The sequence below is a fragment of the Sphingomonas sp. JC676 genome (assembly GCF_014489075.1).
In the GTDB taxonomy this organism is placed as follows: domain Bacteria; phylum Pseudomonadota; class Alphaproteobacteria; order Sphingomonadales; family Sphingomonadaceae; genus Sphingomonas.
Map to the genome: position 1 here is coordinate 338,599 of NZ_JACTGR010000003.1, position 19,686 is coordinate 358,284.

23 protein-coding genes are annotated in these 19,686 nt (G+C 65.5%); 13 read left to right on the forward strand and 10 right to left on the reverse strand.

What is annotated here, in order from left to right; all coding sequences use genetic code 11:
* On the reverse strand, window positions 1–1,599 hold the full coding sequence (locus tag IAG41_RS12200; protein WP_262408637.1) for an MFS transporter: 1,599 nt from the start codon (window positions 1,597–1,599) through the stop codon (window positions 1–3).
* A gap of 235 nt (window positions 1,600–1,834) precedes the next feature.
* On the opposite strand from IAG41_RS12200, the gene IAG41_RS23205 reads away from it, so the two are divergent.
* The 5 genes from IAG41_RS23205 to IAG41_RS12225 all read left to right on the forward strand — a co-directional run bounded on the left by IAG41_RS23205 (window position 1,835) and on the right by IAG41_RS12225 (window position 6,649).
* Complete coding sequence (locus tag IAG41_RS23205; protein ID WP_187728905.1) at window positions 1,835–2,569, forward strand: PEPxxWA-CTERM sorting domain-containing protein; 735 nt, start codon at window positions 1,835–1,837, stop codon at window positions 2,567–2,569.
* A gap of 115 nt (window positions 2,570–2,684) precedes the next feature.
* The gene (locus tag IAG41_RS12210; protein ID WP_187728906.1) at window positions 2,685–2,864 is read left to right on the forward strand and encodes a hypothetical protein; all 180 of its coding nucleotides are present in this window, start codon (window positions 2,685–2,687) and stop codon (window positions 2,862–2,864) included.
* Window position 2,865: 1 nt separating this feature from the next.
* A complete protein-coding gene (locus IAG41_RS12215; protein ID WP_187728907.1) occupies window positions 2,866–4,038 on the forward strand; it encodes an NAD(P)/FAD-dependent oxidoreductase in 1,173 nt (390 codons plus the stop codon).
* A gap of 302 nt (window positions 4,039–4,340) precedes the next feature.
* Window positions 4,341–6,215 carry a TonB-dependent receptor plug domain-containing protein gene (locus IAG41_RS12220; protein WP_187728908.1) on the forward strand — a complete coding sequence of 625 codons (1,875 nt, stop codon included), beginning with the start codon at window positions 4,341–4,343 and terminating at the stop codon, window positions 6,213–6,215.
* 56 nt (window positions 6,216–6,271) lie between these two features.
* Entirely contained in the window at window positions 6,272–6,649 is a 378-nt protein-coding gene (locus IAG41_RS12225; RefSeq protein WP_187728909.1) for a hypothetical protein, read from the forward strand.
* Here IAG41_RS12225 and metH read toward each other — a convergent pair.
* From metH to IAG41_RS12245, 4 genes are all read right to left on the reverse strand, one after another.
* On the reverse strand, window positions 6,646–9,249 hold the full coding sequence (gene metH / locus IAG41_RS12230; RefSeq protein ID WP_187728910.1) for a methionine synthase: 2,604 nt from the start codon (window positions 9,247–9,249) through the stop codon (window positions 6,646–6,648). The genes IAG41_RS12225 and metH overlap by 4 nt on opposite strands.
* A gap of 101 nt (window positions 9,250–9,350) precedes the next feature.
* Window positions 9,351–10,397, reverse strand: coding sequence for a homocysteine S-methyltransferase family protein (locus IAG41_RS12235; RefSeq protein ID WP_187729147.1), 1,047 nt, complete (start codon window positions 10,395–10,397; stop codon window positions 9,351–9,353).
* A 13-nt stretch (window positions 10,398–10,410) separates the two neighbouring features.
* Window positions 10,411–11,328 (reverse strand): methylenetetrahydrofolate reductase [NAD(P)H], encoded by a 918-nt coding sequence (gene metF / locus IAG41_RS12240; RefSeq protein WP_187728911.1) that lies wholly within the window; start codon window positions 11,326–11,328, stop codon window positions 10,411–10,413.
* Window positions 11,325–12,278 carry an ArsR/SmtB family transcription factor gene (locus tag IAG41_RS12245; RefSeq protein ID WP_187728912.1) on the reverse strand — a complete coding sequence of 318 codons (954 nt, stop codon included), beginning with the start codon at window positions 12,276–12,278 and terminating at the stop codon, window positions 11,325–11,327. The genes metF and IAG41_RS12245 overlap by 4 nt, the downstream gene beginning before the upstream one ends.
* 249 nt (window positions 12,279–12,527) lie before the next feature.
* On the opposite strand from IAG41_RS12245, the gene IAG41_RS12250 reads away from it, so the two are divergent.
* From IAG41_RS12250 to IAG41_RS12270, 5 genes are all read left to right on the forward strand, one after another.
* Window positions 12,528–12,770, forward strand: coding sequence for a hypothetical protein (locus IAG41_RS12250; protein ID WP_187728913.1), 243 nt, complete (start codon window positions 12,528–12,530; stop codon window positions 12,768–12,770).
* A 10-nt stretch (window positions 12,771–12,780) separates the two neighbouring features.
* Window positions 12,781–12,954, forward strand: coding sequence for a hypothetical protein (locus IAG41_RS12255; protein WP_187728914.1), 174 nt, complete (start codon window positions 12,781–12,783; stop codon window positions 12,952–12,954).
* Window positions 12,951–13,901 carry an aldo/keto reductase gene (locus tag IAG41_RS12260; protein WP_187728915.1) on the forward strand — a complete coding sequence of 317 codons (951 nt, stop codon included), beginning with the start codon at window positions 12,951–12,953 and terminating at the stop codon, window positions 13,899–13,901. Before IAG41_RS12255 ends, IAG41_RS12260 begins: the two co-directional genes overlap by 4 nt.
* A 153-nt stretch (window positions 13,902–14,054) precedes the next feature.
* Window positions 14,055–14,279, forward strand: a complete 225-nt coding sequence (locus IAG41_RS12265) for a hypothetical protein (protein ID WP_187729173.1) — start codon at window positions 14,055–14,057, stop codon at window positions 14,277–14,279.
* A 36-nt stretch (window positions 14,280–14,315) separates the two neighbouring features.
* Complete coding sequence (locus IAG41_RS12270; RefSeq protein WP_187728916.1) at window positions 14,316–14,498, forward strand: hypothetical protein; 183 nt, start codon at window positions 14,316–14,318, stop codon at window positions 14,496–14,498.
* 55 nt (window positions 14,499–14,553) lie between these two features.
* Here the strand turns inward: IAG41_RS12270 and IAG41_RS12275 are convergent, their stop codons facing one another.
* Window positions 14,554–14,787, reverse strand: a complete 234-nt coding sequence (locus IAG41_RS12275) for a hypothetical protein (protein WP_187728917.1) — start codon at window positions 14,785–14,787, stop codon at window positions 14,554–14,556.
* Window positions 14,788–15,157: 370 nt separating this feature from the next.
* Between IAG41_RS12275 and IAG41_RS23210 the strand changes: the two genes are divergently transcribed.
* Window positions 15,158–15,853, forward strand: coding sequence for a PEPxxWA-CTERM sorting domain-containing protein (locus IAG41_RS23210; RefSeq protein ID WP_262408638.1), 696 nt, complete (start codon window positions 15,158–15,160; stop codon window positions 15,851–15,853).
* Between the two features lie 75 nt (window positions 15,854–15,928).
* Here the strand turns inward: IAG41_RS23210 and IAG41_RS12285 are convergent, their stop codons facing one another.
* Entirely contained in the window at window positions 15,929–16,363 is a 435-nt protein-coding gene (locus IAG41_RS12285; protein ID WP_187728918.1) for a VOC family protein, read from the reverse strand.
* Window positions 16,364–16,391: 28 nt separating this feature from the next.
* The gene (locus IAG41_RS12290) at window positions 16,392–16,796 is read right to left on the reverse strand and encodes a GFA family protein (RefSeq protein ID WP_187728919.1); all 405 of its coding nucleotides are present in this window, start codon (window positions 16,794–16,796) and stop codon (window positions 16,392–16,394) included.
* 86 nt (window positions 16,797–16,882) lie between these two features.
* On the opposite strand from IAG41_RS12290, the gene IAG41_RS12295 reads away from it, so the two are divergent.
* Window positions 16,883–17,584, forward strand: a complete 702-nt coding sequence (locus IAG41_RS12295; protein ID WP_187728920.1) for a helix-turn-helix transcriptional regulator — start codon at window positions 16,883–16,885, stop codon at window positions 17,582–17,584.
* A 9-nt stretch (window positions 17,585–17,593) separates the two neighbouring features.
* On the opposite strand, the gene IAG41_RS12300 is transcribed toward IAG41_RS12295, so the two are convergent.
* A complete protein-coding gene (locus IAG41_RS12300; RefSeq protein ID WP_187728921.1) occupies window positions 17,594–17,842 on the reverse strand; it encodes a DUF3606 domain-containing protein in 249 nt (82 codons plus the stop codon).
* A 177-nt stretch (window positions 17,843–18,019) separates the two neighbouring features.
* Window positions 18,020–18,181 (reverse strand): Flp family type IVb pilin, encoded by a 162-nt coding sequence (locus tag IAG41_RS12305; RefSeq protein ID WP_187728922.1) that lies wholly within the window; start codon window positions 18,179–18,181, stop codon window positions 18,020–18,022.
* A gap of 281 nt (window positions 18,182–18,462) precedes the next feature.
* Here IAG41_RS12305 and IAG41_RS23215 point away from each other — a divergent pair, with 281 nt between their 5' ends.
* Window positions 18,463–19,611: a TIGR03118 family protein gene (locus IAG41_RS23215; protein WP_187728923.1), complete on the forward strand. Its 1,149-nt coding sequence runs from the start codon at window positions 18,463–18,465 to the stop codon at window positions 19,609–19,611.
* Window positions 19,612–19,686: the final 75 nt, after the last annotated feature.

The window sequence follows — 19,686 nt, forward strand, 5'->3', positions numbered from 1 at the left end:
TTAGCGGCGCAGCGGCCTCTGCGCCACCGTCTCCTTCAATCCCCATGCGGTCACCACCAGCGCCATCGCCACCACTACGATAGTGTACCAGAGCCCGGCATAGGGATCGCCGCTCTTGGCGACGATATACTGGCTGATCAGCGGCAGGAATCCGCCAAAATAGCCGGTGCCGATATGATAGGGGATCGACATCGAGGAGTAGCGGATGCGGCTGGGGAACATCTCCGCCAGCAATGCCGCGACCGGGCCATAGGTCGCGCCCGAAAGCGCCATCAGCGCCAGGATCGCGAGCACGATCACCACGATGTTGCCCACGGGCGGCACCACCTTGGTCAGGTCGTATCCCGCGGTGCGGAGTGCTGCGTCGAGCGCCGCGGGGCTCGTATCGCCCATCATTTGTCCGCCGATCGTCACGTCCAGCGAAGACGCCTCGGCAGTCGTGTAGGCGACGCCCTTTTTCGAGAAATAATCGAGCAGCTGGCCACAGGCTTCGGCCTGTTTGGCGGCGAACGGATCATAGGTGCAGTTGGGGCCGGACACGACCACCGGTGCGCGCTTCGCCGCCGCGGCCAGCCCCGGATTGGCCGCGCTGCCGATCGCCCAGAACAAGGGGAAGAGCAGCAACAGGGTCAGCGCATAGCCGATCACGATGGGCTTCTTGCGCCCCACGCGATCGGACAGGCTGCCGAAATAGATGAAGAAGACGAGACCGAGCAGCGCCGATCCGCCGCAGATCAGTTGCGCCGCGGTCGCGTCCACCCGCATCGGCCCGGTCAGGAACGACAGCACCGAGAACATCGAGGTGTACCAAATCACCGTCAGCCCAGCCGAGATGCCGAACAGCGCGACGAACAGCCTTTTGCCGTTGCCGGGATAGGTGAAACTCTCGACGAACGGGTTCTTCGCGGTCTCGCCGGCGTCCTTGATCGCCTTGAACACCGGGCTCTCGGAGAGCTTCAATCGCATCCACAGCGATACCGCGAGCAGCACGATCGAGAACAGGAACGGCACCCGCCAGCCCCATGCGTCCCACTGCGCGGCCAGCGCGAACTTGGCGGCGAGCACCACGACCAGGCTCAGGATGAACCCGCCGACCACGCTCGCCTGGATGAAGCTGGTGTGGAAGCCCGCGCGGCCCTTGCCCGAATGCTCGGCGACATAGATCGCCGCGCCGCCATATTCGCCGCCCAGCGCGAGGCCCTGGCAGATGCGCAGCAGGATGATCAGCACCGGCGCCAGCGCGCCGATCGCGGCATAGCCGGGGATCAGGCCGATCCCGGCGGTCGCCAAGCCCATCAGCGTGATCGTGACGAGGAACGTGTATTTGCGCCCGAGCTTGTCGCCCAGATAGCCGAACAGGATCGCGCCCAGCGGGCGGAAGCCGAACCCCACCGCGAAGGTCGCCCAGGCCATCAGCGCGCCCAGGATCGTGTCGCCGGAGGGGAAGAAGGTGCGGCTGAGGATTCCCGTCGCGGTCAGTGTCCCCCAGATGAAGAAGTCATACCATTCGAAGATCGTGCCCAGCGACGAAGCGCTGATCACCAGCCGCATCTCCTTGGCACTGGGCTCGGCCTGCGGCGCCCCTTCCGCAATTGCCATCATTTCCTCCCCATATTCTATCGGAAGGTTTAGCGGGTTGGCCCGGCGCGGCAAGCGTTGCGACGAGCCGAGCCGCAAAGCACCGCAAACGCGACGAACGTGGTTAACCACCCGTTTACCCAAAATGGCTCCCGCCCTATCAACCCAGACGCGAACCAATCCGAAAATGCGAGGATCGGGGCGCCAGTGAAAAAGTTGGGGTTGCAAGAATCAACCGCTTTCTAGGGGACTTGCGATGAAGTTGCGTTTGGTATCGGCGGCATGCGCCGCACTCCTTATGTCGGGCGCGGCCAGCGCCCAGACGGTCTACAGCAATGATTTCGACGGCAATGTCGTCACGGGCGCCGGAGTTTCGGTGACCTCTTCGAATGCGTCGGGCACCGGCACCGCGACCAGCGGCAGCTGGAACGCGTCGGGCTGGGCAGGTAGCTTCCTGCGCAACGACAGTGTTTCGCCCATCACCACCACAGAATTCAGTTTCAGCGGGCTCGGGTCGCATACCCAGATCGCGCTGGGCGGCGTGCTCGGCATGCTGGACAGCTGGGACTCGACCAACGGCAATCCGGCGCCCGATTGGCTCCAAGTGCTGGTCAATGGCAATGTCGTTGCACAGCTCACCGCGAACAACGCCAGCGGCAACAACACCGAATATGGTGGCGGCACCGTGATCGCACTGCACCAGAATACCGATGGCCAGACCACGTACAGCGACACGCTGGTCGATTTCGCCAACTCGCCCTGGGCGACCTTCGCGCATACCGGTTCGACGCTGACCATCGCCTTCCGCGCTGCCGGCGCCGGTTGGCAGGGCGGCGCCGACGAGAGCTGGGGCCTCGATGATTTCAGCGTGACCGCGTCGGGCGCCACCAGTCCGGTGCCCGAGCCTGCGGCCTGGGGCATGATGATCGGCGGCTTCGGCCTGGCCGGCATGACAATGCGTCGCCGCCGCGCGGGCGTCGCGTTGGCCTGATCCTCTGCCGACAAGGAAAGAGGGCGCGGTTCTGCCGGGAGCCGCGCCCTTTTTCGTGCCGCCTCGACTGTGCTCCGCACCGCGCCTAAGGCTCGGCCCGAGGAGCAAGACGATCATGGCCGAACGTTTCGAACGCCACCGCCAGCCCTGGCGCCAGGACGAGGTGCAGAAGCTGCACACGCTCGCCAAGAAGGGCATGCCGCTGAAGGCGATCGCCAAGGCACTCACCCGCAGCGAGGAATCGGTCAAGGAACGCGCCAAGGCCGACGGATTGTCGATCGCCAAGCTGCACTGAAATGACCGAATATGACGCGATCGTGCTCGGCGCGGGCGCGGCCGGATTGATGTGCGCCGCGGTCGCCGGGCAGCGCGGCCGCCGCGTGCTGCTGGTCGAGCATGCCGATGCGCCGGGCAAGAAGATCCTGATCTCGGGCGGCGGGCGCTGCAACTTCACCAATATCGGCACCGCGCCCGATCGCTATCTCTCGGCCAATCCGCATTTCGCCAAGTCGGCGCTCAGCCGCTACACCGCGCAGGACTTTCTCGCCCTGGTCGAGCGCTACGGCATCGCCTGGCACGAGAAGACGCTGGGACAGCTCTTCTGCGACGGCTCCGCGCGCCAGATCCTCGACATGCTGCTCGACGAATGCGCCAAGGGCGGCGTGGAGCTGGTGCTGGGCAGCGCCGTCACCTCGGTCGATCACGCCGATGGCCGTTTCCGCCTCGTCACCGGCCGTGGCGAAGCCACCGCCCCCGCGCTGGTCATCGCCACCGGCGGGCCGTCGATCCCCAAGATGGGCGCGACCGGCTTCGCCTATGATCTCGCGCGCCAGTTCGGCCTCAAGGTGGTCGAGCCGCGCCCCGCGCTCGTGCCACTGACGCTCGGTCCTGACGAGGCGCTGTTCCGCGACCTCTCCGGCGTCGCCGCGCCGGTCGTCGCCCGGGCGGGCAAGGCCGCGTTCCCCGAGGCCGCGCTGTTCACCCATCGTGGCCTTTCGGGTCCCGCGATCCTCCAGATCTCGTCCTATTGGCGGCATGGGGAATGCATCGGGATCGATTTCCTGCCCGCCCGCCCCGCGGGTTGGATTGCCGCCGCCAAACGTGCCGAGCCTCGCGCGACGCTCCGCCGCCTGCTTGCCCGGGACCTGCCCGATCGCCTAGCCGATGTGCTGGCCGAGCGTCTCGCGCTTCCCGCCGAGCTCGCCAATATCCGTGACGCCGCATTGGCCGAAGCCGAACGCCACCTCGCCGATTGGCGCTTCAAGCCGAGCGGCACCGAAGGTTTTGCGAAGGCCGAAGTCACGATCGGCGGCATCAGCACCGCCGATCTCTCGTCGCAAACGATGGAGGCGCGGAAAGTCTCCGGCCTCTATGCGATCGGCGAAGCGGTGGACGTCACCGGATGGCTCGGCGGTTATAATTTCCAATGGGCCTGGGCCAGCGCCTGGGCGGCCGGTCAGGCGCTGTAGAGCGCGGCCCCAGATACACACCAACGGCGCGTAGAGTTAATACTTCCATTTTGGAAGCAACCACTTATGGCGCGATTCTGTAACGCACGATACCGATCCATCGGGGGTATCTGGGGGGTTAGTACATCGTGTGTGGGTTGCGTATTATCGGCGGGGCGCTCTGCGCCTTCGCCCCGCCCGCGCTGGCGCAACAAGCGCTTCCCCAGGATGCTTCCGCCGCGCAGGGCCCTGCGACACAGGGTAACACCCTGGTCTTCGCACCCGGATTCTTCGCCAGCGCGCGCCCGGACAGTGCGTATGAAATGATCCAGCGCCTGCCCGGCTTCACGCTCGATCTCGGCGACAGCGCCACGCGCGGGCTTTCGGGCAGTTCGGGCAACGTCCTGATCGATGGCGCGCGCCCTTCGTCCAAGAGCGACAATCTGTTCGAAATCCTCAAGCGCATCGCGGCCAAAAGCGTCGCGCGGATCGAATTGATCCGCGGCGGCGCGCCGGGCATCGACATGCAGGGCCAGACGATCGTCGCCAATGTCGTGCTCCGGCCCAGCGCGACCACCGAGATCGCACTCGCGACCGAAACCTATCTCTATGACGACGGCTATGTCGGTCCCGCCCTGCGCCTCCAATATTCGCGCCGCGAAGGCGACAAGCAGACCGAGCTCGCCGCCTATGCCACCACCGATCGCTCGGGCGGCACCGCCTGGGGCGATCGCACCCGCCGCGACGCCTCGGGTGCGCTCGTGCAGAGCGCCGATCTCGCTTTATGGGACCGCTATCGCAACGCCAGCCTGCGCGGCGTGGTCCAGCGCTCCGCCGGCGGCGGCAAGCTGCGCGTCAACGGGCTGATCGAGACCACCCAGCTGCGCACGCGTCAGGACATCGCGATCCTCTCCGGTGCCGGGCTCGATGCGCATAGCGAGGATGACGACCGCTATCTGAATGGCGAGTTGGGGCTGAACTGGACGCGCGCACTGGGCCCGCGCACATCGCTCGAGATTACCGCACTCCAGCGCGCCTATCGCGAGCGTTACGATTCGCTCTCGTCCGAATCCGACGGCTTTGTCTCGACCTTCACTGGTCGCTCGACCGCCGGCGAGAGCATCGCGCGCGCCGTCGTCAAGTTCCGTCCGAACGATCGCTGGGCGTTCGAGAGCGGCGGCGAAGGTGTCTATAATTTTCGCGACAGCCACACCGCTTATGCCGAGGAAGCAATGGCGGTGGCGCTGCCCAATGATTCGGTCCGCGTGGACGAATTGCGCGGCGAGGTGTTCGGGCAGGCGACCTGGCGCCCCGATGTCAGGCTGACCCTGGAGGGCACGCTGCGTGTCGAAGTCTCGCGCATCGGCCAGTCGGGCGACACCGATCAGTCCAAGTCGTTCGTCTACCCCAAGCCGCGCTTCCAGCTCACCTGGGCCCCGGCCAGGGGCCACCAGTTCCGGCTGCGCTTCGAGAAGACCGTAGGCCAGCTCGATTTCAGTGATTTCATCGCGTCGACCGAAATCAATCTCGGCACGGTCGAAGGGGGCAATGCCGATCTCGTTCCCGAGCGGACGACGATCTTCGAGGCCGCCTATGAGCACCGCTTCTGGGGCAAGGGTGTGTTCCAGCTCACCGCCAGCCACAGCGCGATCGCCGATGTGATCGACCTGATCCCGCTCGCCGGCGGGTTCGATGCGGTCGGCAATATCGGTAATGGCCGGCTCGAGAAACTCGAGACCAGGCTGACCCTGCCGTTCGACCGCATCGGGCTGAAAAACGCGATCCTGAGCGGCCGCGCCACCTTCAGGCGTTCGCGCGTCACCGATCCGCTGACCGGCGAGAAGCGCCGCCTCTCGGCCGAGCAGCCGTTCAGCTGCAGCGTCTCCTTCGATCAGGATCTGAAGGGCGGCCGCTTCTCCTGGGGCGCCCAGCATAGCTGCCGGACCAAATATACCAGCTACCGCGTCCGCGAGGTCCGCACGATCGACAATGATCCGTCGCTATCGATCTACGGCCAGTGGAAACCGCGCAAGGACCTCACGATCCGCGTCGATCTCGGCAACGTCACCGATTATGGCGCGCTCAATCTGCGCAACGTCTATACCGGCCCGCGCAACGCCGCAGCCCTGCTCTACCGCGAGCGGCGCGCGCTGACGCACAGCCGCTATCTGTTCCTGCAGGTCCGCAAGGCGCTCTGAGCGGAACTCGCCTGCACCTCGCGCGCTTCCGCTCCTTCAAGGCGAAGGAAGAAACGATGCCGAAATCCGTGCTCATCATCGGCGAGGATCCGGCGATGATCGATTTCGCTGCCCCCGGTGCGCCCACGGGGGTGACACCCGAATCGATCCTCGCGGGCCTTGAGGGTGCGCGCGACCGTCTACGCAGCGTCGGCCATGCTGTGGAAATCCTGCTGACGCGCGAAAATGCCGAGGAACAGGTCTCCGATGCGCTGCGCCACGCCCGTCACGACGTGATCGTCATCGGCGCCGGACTACGCACGCTCCCGCAGATGGCCGCCAAGTTCGAGCGGATCATCAACGTGGTTCATGAGCAGGCTCCGACGACCGCCATCGCCTTTAACACCAGGCCCGATGATTCGGACGTCGCCGCGCTGCGCTGGCTGAACGCCTAGTCCAGATTCGGCCGCAGATAGCGCTGCGCGAGCTCCAGGCTGATGCCGCGCCGCTGGGCATAATCCTCGAGCTGGTCCTGCCCGATCCGCGCCACGCCGAAATATTCGGCCTGGGGGTGGCCGAAATAGAAGCCCGAGACCGCCGCGGTCGGCAGCATCGCGAAGCTCTCGGTCAGCGAGATGCCGGTGCGCTTGTGCGCGTCGAGCATCTTGAACAGGATCGGCTTGAGGCTGTGCTCGGGGCAGGCCGGATAGCCCGGCGCCGGGCGGATGCCGCGATACTGTTCCTTGATCAGCGCCTCGTTGGTCAGCTGCTCGCCTTCGGCATAGCCCCACAAGGCCGTGCGGACATATTGATGCAACCGTTCGGCGAACGCCTCGGCCAGCCGGTCCGCCAGCGCCTTCAGCAAGATGTCCGAATAATCGTCGATCGCCGCCTTGAACTTGGCGAGGTGCGGCTCGATCCCGTGGATGCCCACCGCGAAGCCGCCGATCCAGTCGCCGTCTTGGTCGATGAAATCGGCCAGGCACATGTTCGCCCGGCCCTCGCGCTTGGCGATCTGCTGGCGCAGCATCGGCAGCGTGACATGGGTTTCGTCCTCGACATGGACGATGATGTCGTCGCCGTCGCGCGCGCACGGCCACAGCCCGGCGACGCCGCGCGCGGTCAGCCATTTCTCCGCGATCAGCTTGTCGAGCATCGCCTGCGCGTCGGCAAACAGCGAGCTTGCGCTCTCGCCCACCACTGCATCGGTCAGGATCGCGGGATAATTGCCCGCCAGCTCCCAGGCGCGGAAGAACGGCGTCCAGTCGATATAGGAACGCAGATCCGCGAGATCCCAGTCGAGGAACTCGTGCACGCCCGGCATGCGCGGCTTGCCCGGCTTCAGGCTCATGTCCGCGTCGAAGCCATTGTCGCGTGCCTTGCCGATCGGCACCAGCTCGCTCTGCCCACGCCCGGCGCGCGCGACGCGCACCGCCTCATACTCCTCGGCGATCTTGGCGACATAATCGTCGCGGATCGTCTCCGAGACGAGCGTCGTCGCCACGCCCACCGCGCGGCTCGCGTCGAGCACATGCACCACCGGGCCCTTATATGCCGGCTCGATGCGCAGCGCGGTATGCACGCGGCTCGTCGTCGCGCCGCCGATCAGCAAAGGCATCGTCATGCCCGAACGCTGCATCTCCTCGGCGACCGTCACCATCTCGTCGAGGCTCGGCGTGATCAGCCCCGAAAGACCGATCATGTCGGCGTCGTTCTCGTTGGCGGCCTCCAGGATCTTGGTCCAGGGTACCATCACGCCCAGATCGACCACGTCGAAGCCGTTGCACTGCAGGACCACGCCGACGATGTTCTTGCCGATGTCATGCACGTCGCCCTTCACGGTCGCCATGATGATCTTGCCCTTGCCCTTGGCGCCCTCTTCCTTGGCGGCCTCGATATAGGGGAGCAGATGCGCGACGGCCTTCTTCATCACGCGCGCGGACTTCACCACCTGCGGCAGGAACATCTTGCCCGAACCAAACAGGTCGCCGACCACGTTCATCCCGTCCATCAGCGGGCCCTCGATCACCTCGATCGGGCGCGGAAAGGCGAGGCGGCATTCCTCGGTATCCTCGACGACATACATGTCGATGCCCTTGACCAAAGCATGCTCGAGCCGCTTGGCGACCGGCCAACCGCGCCACTCGGCCGCCTGCTTCTCGGCCACGGCATCGGTGCCGCGGAACTTCTCCGCCAGCGCGACCAGCCGGTCGCCCGCCTCGGGATCCCTGTTGAGGATCACATCCTCGCAGGCGGTGCGCAGCTCGGGCTCGATCTGGTCGTAGATGTCGAGCTGGCCGGCGTTGACGATCGCCATGTCCATGCCCGCGGGGATCGCATGATAGAGGAACACCGAGTGCATCGCCTTGCGGACGACCTCGTTGCCGCGGAACGAGAAGCTCAGGTTCGACAGCCCGCCCGAGATATGGACGTGCGGGCAGCGCGCCTTGATCTCGCGCACCGCCTCGATGAAGTCGACGGCGTAGTTGTTGTGCTCCTCGATCCCCGTCGCCACGGCGAACACGTTCGGATCGAAGATGATGTCCTCGGGTGGAAAGCCGATCCCGACGAGCAGCTTGTAGGCGCGCTCGCAGATCTCGATCTTGCGGTCCTTGGTATCGGCCTGGCCGACCTCGTCGAACGCCATCACGACCACGGCAGCGCCATAGGCCATGCACAGCCGCGCATGATGGAGGAACTGCTCCTCGCCTTCCTTCATGCTGATCGAATTGACGATCGGCTTGCCCGAGACGCACTTGAGCCCCGCCTCGATCACGCTCCATTTCGAACTGTCGATCATCACCGGCACCCGCGCGATGTCCGGCTCGGCGGCGATCAGCTTGAGGAAGGTCGTCATCGCGTGGTGCGCGTCGAGCAGGCCCTCGTCCATGTTGACGTCGACCACCTGCGCGCCGTTCTCGACCTGCTGGCGCGCCACCTCGACGGCACGCGTATAATCGCCCGCCATGATCAGCTTCTTGAACGCCGCCGAACCGGTGACGTTGGTGCGCTCGCCGATATTGACGAAATTGGTCGAAGAGGTGGTGGTGTTCATATCAGTCCTAAGTTCGTCATCCCGGCGAAAGCCGGGATCCAGGGTCACAGGCGACACTGCTCTTGGCTCTGGGCCCCGGCTTTCGCCGGGGTGACGTGAAGTTACGCCGCCATCGTGAACGGCTCGAGCCCGGCCAACCGCGTCCGCACCTCCGGCGTCACGATCGCGCGCGGCGCCAGCCCGGTCACCGCCTTGGCGATCGCCGCGATATGCGCCGGTGTCGATCCGCAGCAGCCGCCAAGGATGTTGACCTGCCCTGCATCGGCCCATTCCTTGACCAGCCCCGCCGTGGTCGCGGGCATCTCGTCATAGGCGCCCAGCTCGTTGGGCAGGCCCGCGTTCGGATAGACCATGATCAGCGTATCGGCGAGCGCGCTCAGCGTCTTCACATGCGGGCGGAGCTGCTCGGCGCCGAACGAGCAGTTGAGCCCGATCGTGATCGGCTTGGCATGCCGCACCGCGTGCCAGAACGCCTCGACCGTGTGACCCGACAGGTTGCGCCCCGAAAGATCGGTCAGCGTCATCGACAGCATGATCGGCAGGTCCCGGCCGAGATCGTTGCCCGCCTCGATCGCCGCCATGACCCCAGCCTTGGCATTGAGCGTGTCGAACACCGTCTCGATCAGGATGAAGTCGACGCCCCCTTCCACCAGCGCGTCGATCTGCTCGCGATACACCTGCTTCAGATAATCGAAGTCGATCTCGCGATAGCCGGGATCGTTGACGTCGGGGCTCAGCGACAGCGTCTTGTTGGTCGGCCCGATCGCGCCGGCAACGAAGCGCGGGCGGCCGTCCTTCGCCGCATATTCGTCGGCCAGCCGCCGCGCGATCTGCGCACTGGCCACGTTGATCTGCTTCACCAGATGCTCGGCGCCATAATCGGCCTGGCTGATCACGTTCGCGGAGAAGGTGTTGGTCGAGACGATGTCCGAGCCCGCGTCCAGATATTCGCGCGTGATCGTCTCCGGCACCTCGGGCTTGGTGATCGCGAGGATGTCGTTATTGCCCTTCTGGTCGTGGCTCAGCCCCAGATCGCCGGCATAGTCCGCCTCGACCAGCTTCCAGTTCTGGATCTCGGTGCCGAAGGCGCCGTCGGTCATCAGGATGCGCTTCGCGGCTTCGGCCAGCAGTTTCTCGCGTGGTGTCATCGTCATTGTCCTATCAAGCCGCCACCAGCTCCGCCGGCACCGTCGGCCGCAGCCCCAGCAGATGGCAGATCGCGTAGCTCAGCTCGGCCCGGTTGAGCGTGTAGAAGTGGAACTGCCGCACGCCGCCCGCATAGAGCTTGCGGCATAGCTCGGCCGCCAGGGTCGCCGCGACCAGCTGGCGCGCCGCGGGATGCTCGTCGAGCCCCTCGAACAGTCGCCCCATCCAGGCGGGAACCTCGGTGCCGCACATCCCCGACATCCGCACCACGCTGGCATAGTTCATCACCGGCATGATCCCCGGCACCAGCTCCGCGCTGATCCCCGCCGCCGCCGCATCGTCGCGGAAGCGGAAGAATGCCTCGGGCGTGAAGAAGAATTGCGTGATCGCCCGGGTCGCGCCCGCATCGATCTTGCGCTTGAGATTGTCGAGATCGGCGGTCGCGTCGGGCGAATCCGGATGGCATTCGGGATAGGCCGCGACCGAGATTTCGAACGGGTGGAGCTTCTGCAGCCCCGCCACCAGCGCCGCGGCATTCTCGTAGCCGCCGGGATGCGAGCGGAATTTCTCGCCGACGCGCGGCGGATCGCCGCGCAGCGCGACGATATGCCGCACGCCCGCCGCCCAATATTCCTCGGCGACCTGATCGATCTCCTCCTTGGTCGCCTCGACGCAGGTGAGGTGCGCCGCCGCCGGAATGCCGGTCTCGCGCGCGATCCGCGCCACCGTGTTGTGGGTGCGCTCGCGCGTCGTCCCGCCCGCGCCATAGGTCACGCTCACGAAGCGCGGCCCCAGCGGCGAGAGCGTCTGGATCGACTCCCAGAGCGTCTCTTCCATCTTCTCGGTCTTGGGCGGGAAGAACTCGAAGCTCACATCCACATCGCCCGCCACATCGGCGAACAAGGGCGGCGCCAGGGGATCCACGATACTCATGCCGCCTTCACCTTCTCCGTAACTTCGCCGGTCTTGCGACCGAGCCACAATTTAACCGTCAGTTCGCCACCGCCGAGCGTCTCGATCTTCACCGGGGCGAGGCCCGCATTCTCGAACCAGCCGAGCATCTGCTCGTCCGAAAAACCCAGCCGCGCATGTGCGTCGCGGGTGCGCAATTCCTCGCGCTCGTGCGGCGCGAAATCGACGATCAGCAGCCGTCCCCCGGCCGAGAGAACGCGCGCCGCCTCGCCGATCGCGGCGCCCGGCTGCTGCGCGAAATGGAGCACATGGTGCAATATAGCCGCGTCCGCCCCGCCATCCTGCAGCGGCAGCGCATAAAGATCGGCCTGCCTGAGCTCGGCATTGGCCAGCCCGCGCTCGGCGAGCTTGACCCGCGCGAGCCGCAGCATCTCCGACGAGCGGTCGATCCCCAGCGCATATCCGGCCTGGGGCGCGAACAGTTCGAGCATCCGCCCGGTCCCTGTGCCGATATCGATCAGACAGTCGAGCGGCGCATCGCCCAGCGCAGCCGCCATCGCCGCCTCGACTTCGCTCTCGGCGATGTGAAGCGAGCGGATCGCGTCCCACTGGCCCGCATTCGCCTCGAACCATTCCGCCGCCGCGCTCGCCCGATCGGCACGCACCGCGGCAAGCCGAGCCTCGTCCGCCACGGCCCAGGGGTCGGCCTCGTCCCAGCCATCCAGCGCGGTGAGCACCGGATCGACAATGGCGGGCTTGCCCAGCGCGACGAACACCCAGCTGCCTTCCTTGCGCCGCTCGGCCAGCCCGGCGTCGCACAGGATCTTGACGTGCCGGCTCACCCGCGGCTGGCTCTGCCCCAACACCTGCGCCAGCTCGCCCACCGACAGCTCCATCGAGCGGAGCAGCGCGAGGATGCGCAGCCGCGTCGAATCCGCGAGAGCTCGGAAGATGGCAAGGGCAAGTTTCATGGTTCGCATATAGATATAAAGATATCTTTATATCAGGTCAACGCGCGTTCATTGTCACCTCGGATTGGTCCGGGGTCCACGGTGCCGCGAGCGCTGGATTGGAGCCTCTTGCTGACTGCCGTGACGCGCGGTGGATCCCGGACTAAGTCCGGGGTGACGAAAACGGCGGCCAGCTCGGCCACCCATCGCTTGCGCCTGCCCGGCACGCTCGGCTAGCCCATTGCCAAGCCAGTCCCCGAAAGGAATCTCATGCGCAAGGCCCTGCTCCTTCCCGTCGCCGCCCTCGCTCTCACCAGCCTCGCCGCCTGCGGCCAGAAGGCCAAGAACGAAGCCGCCGAAGCCAATGAGGCGATGACCGGCGACAGTAACACGATGGGCGAGGCCGTGGCCGATGTGAACGCCGCGCAGGACGCCGCCTTCGCTGATGCAGAGAACGCCTATACCGCCACCGGCAATGAGAGCGACGCCGGCAGCAACGAAATCGTCGACTGACCGTTTGTCCGTGCGAACCTTCCTCCTGCTTCTCCCGCTCGCGCTCGCCGCCTGCGGCCAGTCGGACAATGACGCCGCCGGCCCCGACGGCGTCACGCCCGCCGAAGCGCGCCAGCTCGACGACGCCGCCAAGGCGATCGACATCAACACGACCACGGCCAACGCCACGGAGGCTCCGCAATGACCGAATCTCGCGAACTCGGTGCCAGTGGGCTCAAAACGCCCCCGCTCGTGCTCGGCGGCAATGTCTTCGGCTGGACGGTCGACAAGGCCCAGAGCTTCCGCATCCTCGACGCCTTCGCCGATGCCGGCGGCGTGATGATCGACACCGCCGACGTCTATTCGTCCTGGGTCGACGGCAACAAGGGCGGTGAATCGGAGACGATCATCGGCGAATGGCTCCGGCAATCGGGCAAGCACGACAAGGTGCTGATCGCCACCAAGGTCGGCATGCTCGACGGCGAAGGCGGCGCCAAGCTCGCCCCCGCGCGCATCGCGGCCGCCGCCGAGGCGTCGCTCGCCCGGCTCGGCGTGGATACGATCGACCTCTACTTCGCGCACCAGGACGATGAGGACGTGCCGCAGGAGGATGTACTCGCCGCGTTCGACCTGTTGATCAAGGCGGGCAAGGTCCGCGCGCTCGGCGCGTCCAACTTCCACGCCGCGCGCCTCAAGTCCGCGCTCGACATCGCGATGAAGAACAGCCTGCCGCACTATCGCGTGCTCCAGCCCGAATATAATCTGGTCAGCCGCCATAAGTTCGAGGGCGAGCTCGAGGATATCTGCATCACCCACAATGTCGGGGTCATCCCCTATTACGGCCTCGCCTCGGGCTTCCTTACCGGCAAGTATCGCAGTCAGGCCGATTACGGGAAGAGCGTTCGCGGCGGCCGGATGGCGGCGTTCCTCGAAGGCAAGGGCAAGGCCGTGCTCGAGGCGATGGACCAGGTCGCGGCGGAAAGCGGCGCCACGCACGCCCAGATCGCGCTTGCCTGGCTCGCAGCGCAGCCGGGCGTCACCGCGCCGATCGCCAGCGCCACCAGCGTCGAGCAGATTGGCGAGCTGGTCGGCTGCTGGGACGTTCGTCTGAGCGCGGAGCAACTCGACCGGCTGACCGCTGCGGGCGCCTGAGCGCCTCGCGCCCCGCCCTGCTTTACGCCTTGCTTATGGCCGCGCCCAAGCTCCCCGTGGAAGCTTAATGCGGCGTCGCCCCATATCGCTGTCGGCGGCGCGGTCGCGCCGCTCCCGGGCCGGCGGGAGATGCGCCGGCAATGGAGTAGCCAGATGCAACCCTGCTCGGCATGCGCCGACAGTCCGGCTGATCATGTCCTTCTCGTCGGACGTGATCGTGATGGCCGTTGGGTCGTCCAGGAAAATCACGGCCTGATCGAGGGCCTGTTCATCAATCGCGCGGCGGCGTTGCACTTCGCACATTGCGAGCGTCATGCCTTCCCCGCGGCCCGGATCGAGCTCGCCACTGCGCCGCTCACTTCGATCCTCAGCCGCTGATCCCGCGAGCCATGGTCACTAAAGATGAGCGCTTTCATGCTGCTGACGCTGGCCCTGATGGGCCTCGCGCTGACCAATCTGGTCCTGGTGTTCATGCTCGCAAGGCGCCTGAAGCGGCTCAGGCGGCTCGAGCAGCGGCGGACGGAGGCGCTGGCGCGGCGCCCTCGGCCGCGCCGACGCCTCGATCCCACCAGCGGATTCAGGGATCCCTGTCGCTGAGGCGCTTCCGGGATAAGGGGGGCGGGAAGCCGCGCTGATCCGCACGGCCTCGACGTTATTTGTGCAGTTGCGCGAGCGCAGCGAACACCGCGATCAGCGTCACCGCGCCCAGGATCAGGTTGAGCGGCTTCTGCGCGCCCAGCCAGTCGGTCACGGCGCGCCAGCGGCGCTGGGCCGGGGTTTCGAGGGGCTGGAGGCGGTTCGGCGACATGCCCTGATGGATGCGGCGGCGATTTGGCATGGCGGCGATATGGGGCAGCCCGCCATTAAGCTTCGAGAGCGAATGCACCGTCGCCCCGTAAAGCTTGCATAAAGCAGGCTGCGCGAGACCAGCTGGCCTCGAAAACCATGATCGGGACAACAGTTTTGTCCAAGTGCCGGACAAGTCCCATTTTCCCCGCGACTCGGCGCGCCGGTTGCCGCCTTCGATGCTCCGGCGGAGTCACTCAGATCGGGACTCCGGGCGCGCGCTGCGAAGCCCTCCAATCTCATCATTATTGCATATCTATCCGTGAATGCAGCATAATCTCCCCGCGAAACAGGGGCAAGCTACACTGTGTCGAATCCGGTTCTACTTTTGGCTAATTTTGAGTAAACTACGAGACATAACAATGGTCGCGATGGATCAGCGCAGTATTGCGCGCATGAGGGGATCAGACATGTCCAAGAAGATCGCGTTCGCCGTTGTAGCTGCGCTCACCGTAGCGGCGCCTGCTTCGGCCCAAAACCTTGTTACCAATGGCAGTTTCGAAAGCGGCTTCGGCGGCTGGCTTCTCGGCAATGTGGGCGGTGGCACCGCTCCAGTCGTGATACCCTATGGCAGCCCGAGCGGTTATCCGGGCGGCGCGTTCGGCGAGCCGATCGGCCCGAACGCCGTCATGACGCTGAGTCCGGATCCGACGGGCGCCAATGTCGCCTATTTCTCATCGGATACCGCCAATCCCGACTCGCTGACGCAGACGATCAACCTGGTCGCGGGCACCACCTACAATATCGGTTTCGATTATTATGCGCCGGCGAACGGCATCGCGAATCCCAATGACGCGACGCTTGCGTTCCTGATCAACGGCCTGTCCGTGGGCAGCACGCTGACCGCAGGCAGCGGCGCAGGCACGCCGGCTCAGACCTGGTTCAACTTCAACACCTCGTTCGTCGCGATGGCGAGCGGCCCGGCTTCGCTTACCTTCGAGTTCCGCGGGCTGGGCGTGACGGCAGCCGACTTCGCCATCGACCGCGTCTATGCGATCGCAGCGGTTCCCGAGCCGGCGGCTTGGGGCATGATGATCGGCGGCTTCGGCATGGCCGGCATGGCGGTCCGCCGCCGCCGTCCCTCCAAGGTTGCCTACGCGGCCTGATCCTTTATCGCGAATATCGAAACGGGGCGGAGCCGGCATTGCCGGCTCCGTTTCGTTTGAGCGTGCCCGCCCGGATCACATCTCGAAGTCGATCGTCACGCTGTCGGCCGATCGCTCCGCCGGGCCGTGGAACACCGCCTCGATATTGTTGCCGTCGGGATCGAGCAGGAACGCGGCGTAATAGCCGGGATGATAGGGCCGCTCACCCGGCGCGCCATTGTCACCGCCGCCATGCGCCAGCCCCGCCCTGTGAAAGGCATCGACGGCCGCACGGTCCTTCGCCTGGAAGGCGAGATGGTGCCGCCCGGTCAGCTTGCCCAGCGCGGCCTTGCTGTCGGCGGTGGAGACGAACAGCTCGTCCACCCAGAAATAATCCCCGGCCTCGCCGCCGATCGGCACGCCGAGCACGCCGAACACGGCCTCGTAGAATTTCCGGCTGGCGGGCAGGTCGCGCACGACGAGCTGAATATGATCGATCAGCCGTCCGCGATGCAGTTGCATGGCTTCCATCGGTCGTCCTCCTTTCGATCCCCGCGCCTCAGAGATACGCAGTCACCTTCGGCGCGTTCCACCAATTGTTGTTACGCCCATCGGCATGGCGCACCGGCACGGCGGCCATTTCCTCGGGGCTCACTTCGTCGAGGCAGTTGAGCGCGATCGAGACATAGGCGCCACCGATCGCCTCGACATGGCCGTCGCCGAATGGCGCGCAGCCACAGTTCGAGCAGAAGCGGTGGTGCCCGCTCTTGGTGCCGAACTGATAGTCGCTGAGCTTGTCGGCGCCGCGCAGCAGACGGAATGCCTCGGGCTTGATCAATATGCCCCAGGCGCGGCGCTTCACGCAGATCGAGCAATCGCATTTGCCCGATCCCTGCGCCAGGTCGATCTCCGCCTCGAACGTCACTTCGCCGCAGTGGCAGCTGCCATAATAGGTCTTCAGCATCGTCGGTCTCCCAGGAGGTTGCCCGCTGGACCTACTGCCACACTGCTGCCAGCATGGTGTCAGCAGCGTGGCAGTAGGGTTCCGGAATGCGCAAGGCCGACCGTCTCTTCCAGATCGTCCAGATCCTCCGCCGCACCGGCAGGCCGGTAACCGCGGACGCTATCGCCGAGGAGCTCGAGACCTCGAAGCGTTCGGTCTATCGCGACATCGCCGCGCTGATCGGCCAGCGCGTGCCGATCCGGGGCGAGGCCGGGATCGGCTATGTCCTCGAAGGCGGGTTCGATCTGCCGCCGCTGATGCTGACCGCGGACGAGATCGACGCAGTGTCGCTCGGTGCGCATTGGGTCGCGGGCCATGCCGATCCCGCGCTCGCCCGCGCCGCGCGCGACGTGCTGGCAAAGGTGGTGAGTGTGCTGCCCGAGGAGATGCGCCCCTTCCTCATCGATTCCGCGGCGCGCTCGATACCCGTGTGGAACGCACCATCGGACGGTGTCGACGTCGCCGAGCTGCGTGCCTGCATCCGCGCCGCGAAGAAGCTCGCGCTCACCTATAGCGATGAGACCGGTCGCATGACCCAGCGCACCGTCTGGCCGCTGCTGATCGGCTACCAGGACGCGACCCGCCTGCTCGTTGCCTGGTGCGAACTGCGCCAGGATTTCCGAACCTTCCGGCTCGACCGGATCCAGCAGGCGATGTTCCTGGAGGACGCGATTCCGGGCCGGCCGGCGCTACTGCGGGCGCAATGGCTCAAGTGGATGGAGGAATGCGCCCGCGCCGCGAACGCCTGATCCTGGCGCTTAACCCGCCTGCCGCTCGGAATGCTCGGCGAAGCCGTGCCGGGCATGCGAGGGCCAGCGGCGGACGCCGGCGGCATCGTTCAGATAGGCCCGGACGAAGCGGGCCGATGTGCCGACGGCCTGGATGGCCTCGTACAGCTCCCCGGGACCGACCCCCAATTCCCGCATCCAGAAGCAAAGTTCGTCGTCGTCGGAAATGTCGATTCGTCTTCGGTGCAGGCTGGAAACGGACGACGCGGACGATGCCATGCAACTTGATCCCATAGTTGTGCGGGTGCGAACGGATATCGGCGGATGCGGTTCCGCAACGATCGCATTTGCGGCAGCTTGCTGCGGGAACACGCCCCGGCTCTGCGATGAGCGGTTGCGCGGGCTAACGGTCCGCCGATTTGGTCGGCGGCGGGCGGTGCGTCGTCCGTACGGACCTCAAACCTTCATCGCGTTGGTCGCGGTCTCGAAGATGTTGGCCAGGTTCAACCCGAGCGCCTGGAACGCCATGATGCAGGCGATGCTGATCAGCGCGGCAATCAGTCCATATTCGATGGCTGTGGCTGCGGTCTCGTCCCGAATGAGATTGCGGTAGCGCACGTCTTGTCCCCCATGGTCGGGGAATAGTCGGTCGGGGAATGTTGCCGAAAGGTTAACAGGATCGGCGCCGGCGCCCGTAGGCCAAAAAAGTGCGTGGAGAATGAACCGGGCGAGCCTCGGCCCCCACTAAGGAATGGCACCGCCAAGCGCCTCATCTCCCCGTGCCCAGTTCGAAGGCAATACGCCTCGCGGTGCCGACCCGATTAGGGAGCGCAGTTTGCGCAAAGGAGGACAAGATGGTTTCGCAAGGATCAGCTCGAATTCGCGCCATCCGTTTTGCCATGGCCGCGAGCACGTTCATGTTCTGGGCATGCCCGTCGTCTGCCCAGTACGTGTCTCAAACCAATCTAGTGACCGACAATCAGGAAGCGCTCGCGGACCTTGGCTTTACGGCCGCGGCATTTGTCGACCCGAACCTCATCAATCCATGGGGCATGTCGTTCGTCGGCACGAGCCCGTTCTGGGTTTCCGACCAGGGGACCAACGTTTCCACCCTGTACCGCGGTGACGGTTCGATCGTGCCACTGGTAGTCTCGACGCCAGTCACTGTATCGGGACCGCAGGGGCCGACTGGGCAGGTGGGGTATGGCGGGTCCGGCTTCCTGCTCAGTAATGGCCAATCGGGGCGATTCTTCTTCGCCAATCTGAACGGCACCATCTCGGCCTGGAACTCGGGCTTCGGCACGTCGGCCCAGACGGTCGCAACCACGCCGGGCGCCGTCTATACCGGCCTGGCGTCGGGCACGATCGGCACAGCCAATTTCCTGTACGCCGCCAACGATTCGATGGGCCGGATCGACGTGTTCGACGATTCGTTCTCGCCCGTGAACATTCCCGGCGGGTTCGTCGATCCCGGGTCCAATCCGGACAACCTCGTTCCCTTCAACATCGCCAATATCGGCGACCGGCTCTTCGTAAGCTATGCGCCAGGCGGGCCTGACGCCGACGAGTCTGCGCTCGGTACCGGCTTTGTGAGCGAGTTCATGCTCGACGGCACGTTCGTACGTCGTGTCACGGACGGCGGGCCGCTTGCGTCGCCCTGGGGAATGACGCTCGCACCAAGCAGCTTCGGCGATTTTGCCGGCAGCCTGCTGGTCGGCAATTTCAACGAGGATCATGGCCAGATCAACGCCTTCGATCTGGGTACGGGCGCTTTTCTCGGAAGCCTGCTCAACCCCGATGGAAGCGCGGTAACAATCCCGTATCTGTGGCAGATCACACCGGGCAACGACGGCAATGCCGGCAGTTCGCAAGCCTTGTTCTTCGCTGCCGGTATCGGAGACGAGGAACACGGGCTACTCGGCCGATTCGACGCGGTTGCCGTTCCCGAAGCGACGAGCTGGGCGATGATGATCGCGGGATTCGGCATGATCGGTGCGGTTGTACGCCGTCGCGGCAAGGCGGAACGAGCCCTTTCGCTTTCGGCGTAATGCAGCGAGTGTTCGGGATCGTCGGTCCCCTGAGAAGCAACGCTCGAAAGAAAGGGCGTTCGCTTCGCAGGGAGG

Coding starts and splice junctions, on each gene's coding strand:
- IAG41_RS12200 (WP_262408637.1), bottom strand. CDS start 1,599: ATGGCAATTGCGGAAGGGGCGCCGCAGGCCGAGCCCAGTGCCAAGGAG.
- IAG41_RS23205 (WP_187728905.1), top strand. CDS start 1,835: ATGAAGTTGCGTTTGGTATCGGCGGCATGCGCCGCACTCCTTATGTCG.
- IAG41_RS12210 (WP_187728906.1), top strand. CDS start 2,685: ATGGCCGAACGTTTCGAACGCCACCGCCAGCCCTGGCGCCAGGACGAG.
- IAG41_RS12215 (WP_187728907.1), top strand. CDS start 2,866: ATGACCGAATATGACGCGATCGTGCTCGGCGCGGGCGCGGCCGGATTG.
- IAG41_RS12220 (WP_187728908.1), top strand. CDS start 4,341: ATGATCCAGCGCCTGCCCGGCTTCACGCTCGATCTCGGCGACAGCGCC.
- IAG41_RS12225 (WP_187728909.1), top strand. CDS start 6,272: ATGCCGAAATCCGTGCTCATCATCGGCGAGGATCCGGCGATGATCGAT.
- metH (WP_187728910.1), bottom strand. CDS start 9,249: ATGAACACCACCACCTCTTCGACCAATTTCGTCAATATCGGCGAGCGC.
- IAG41_RS12235 (WP_187729147.1), bottom strand. CDS start 10,397: ATGACACCACGCGAGAAACTGCTGGCCGAAGCCGCGAAGCGCATCCTG.
- metF (WP_187728911.1), bottom strand. CDS start 11,328: ATGAGTATCGTGGATCCCCTGGCGCCGCCCTTGTTCGCCGATGTGGCG.
- IAG41_RS12245 (WP_187728912.1), bottom strand. CDS start 12,278: ATGAAACTTGCCCTTGCCATCTTCCGAGCTCTCGCGGATTCGACGCGG.
- IAG41_RS12250 (WP_187728913.1), top strand. CDS start 12,528: ATGCGCAAGGCCCTGCTCCTTCCCGTCGCCGCCCTCGCTCTCACCAGC.
- IAG41_RS12260 (WP_187728915.1), top strand. CDS start 12,951: ATGACCGAATCTCGCGAACTCGGTGCCAGTGGGCTCAAAACGCCCCCG.
- IAG41_RS12265 (WP_187729173.1), top strand. CDS start 14,055: ATGCAACCCTGCTCGGCATGCGCCGACAGTCCGGCTGATCATGTCCTT.
- IAG41_RS12270 (WP_187728916.1), top strand. CDS start 14,316: ATGCTGCTGACGCTGGCCCTGATGGGCCTCGCGCTGACCAATCTGGTC.
- IAG41_RS23210 (WP_262408638.1), top strand. CDS start 15,158: ATGTCCAAGAAGATCGCGTTCGCCGTTGTAGCTGCGCTCACCGTAGCG.
- IAG41_RS12285 (WP_187728918.1), bottom strand. CDS start 16,363: ATGGAAGCCATGCAACTGCATCGCGGACGGCTGATCGATCATATTCAG.
- IAG41_RS12290 (WP_187728919.1), bottom strand. CDS start 16,796: ATGCTGAAGACCTATTATGGCAGCTGCCACTGCGGCGAAGTGACGTTC.
- IAG41_RS12295 (WP_187728920.1), top strand. CDS start 16,883: ATGCGCAAGGCCGACCGTCTCTTCCAGATCGTCCAGATCCTCCGCCGC.
- IAG41_RS12300 (WP_187728921.1), bottom strand. CDS start 17,842: ATGGCATCGTCCGCGTCGTCCGTTTCCAGCCTGCACCGAAGACGAATC.
- IAG41_RS23215 (WP_187728923.1), top strand. CDS start 18,463: ATGGCCGCGAGCACGTTCATGTTCTGGGCATGCCCGTCGTCTGCCCAG.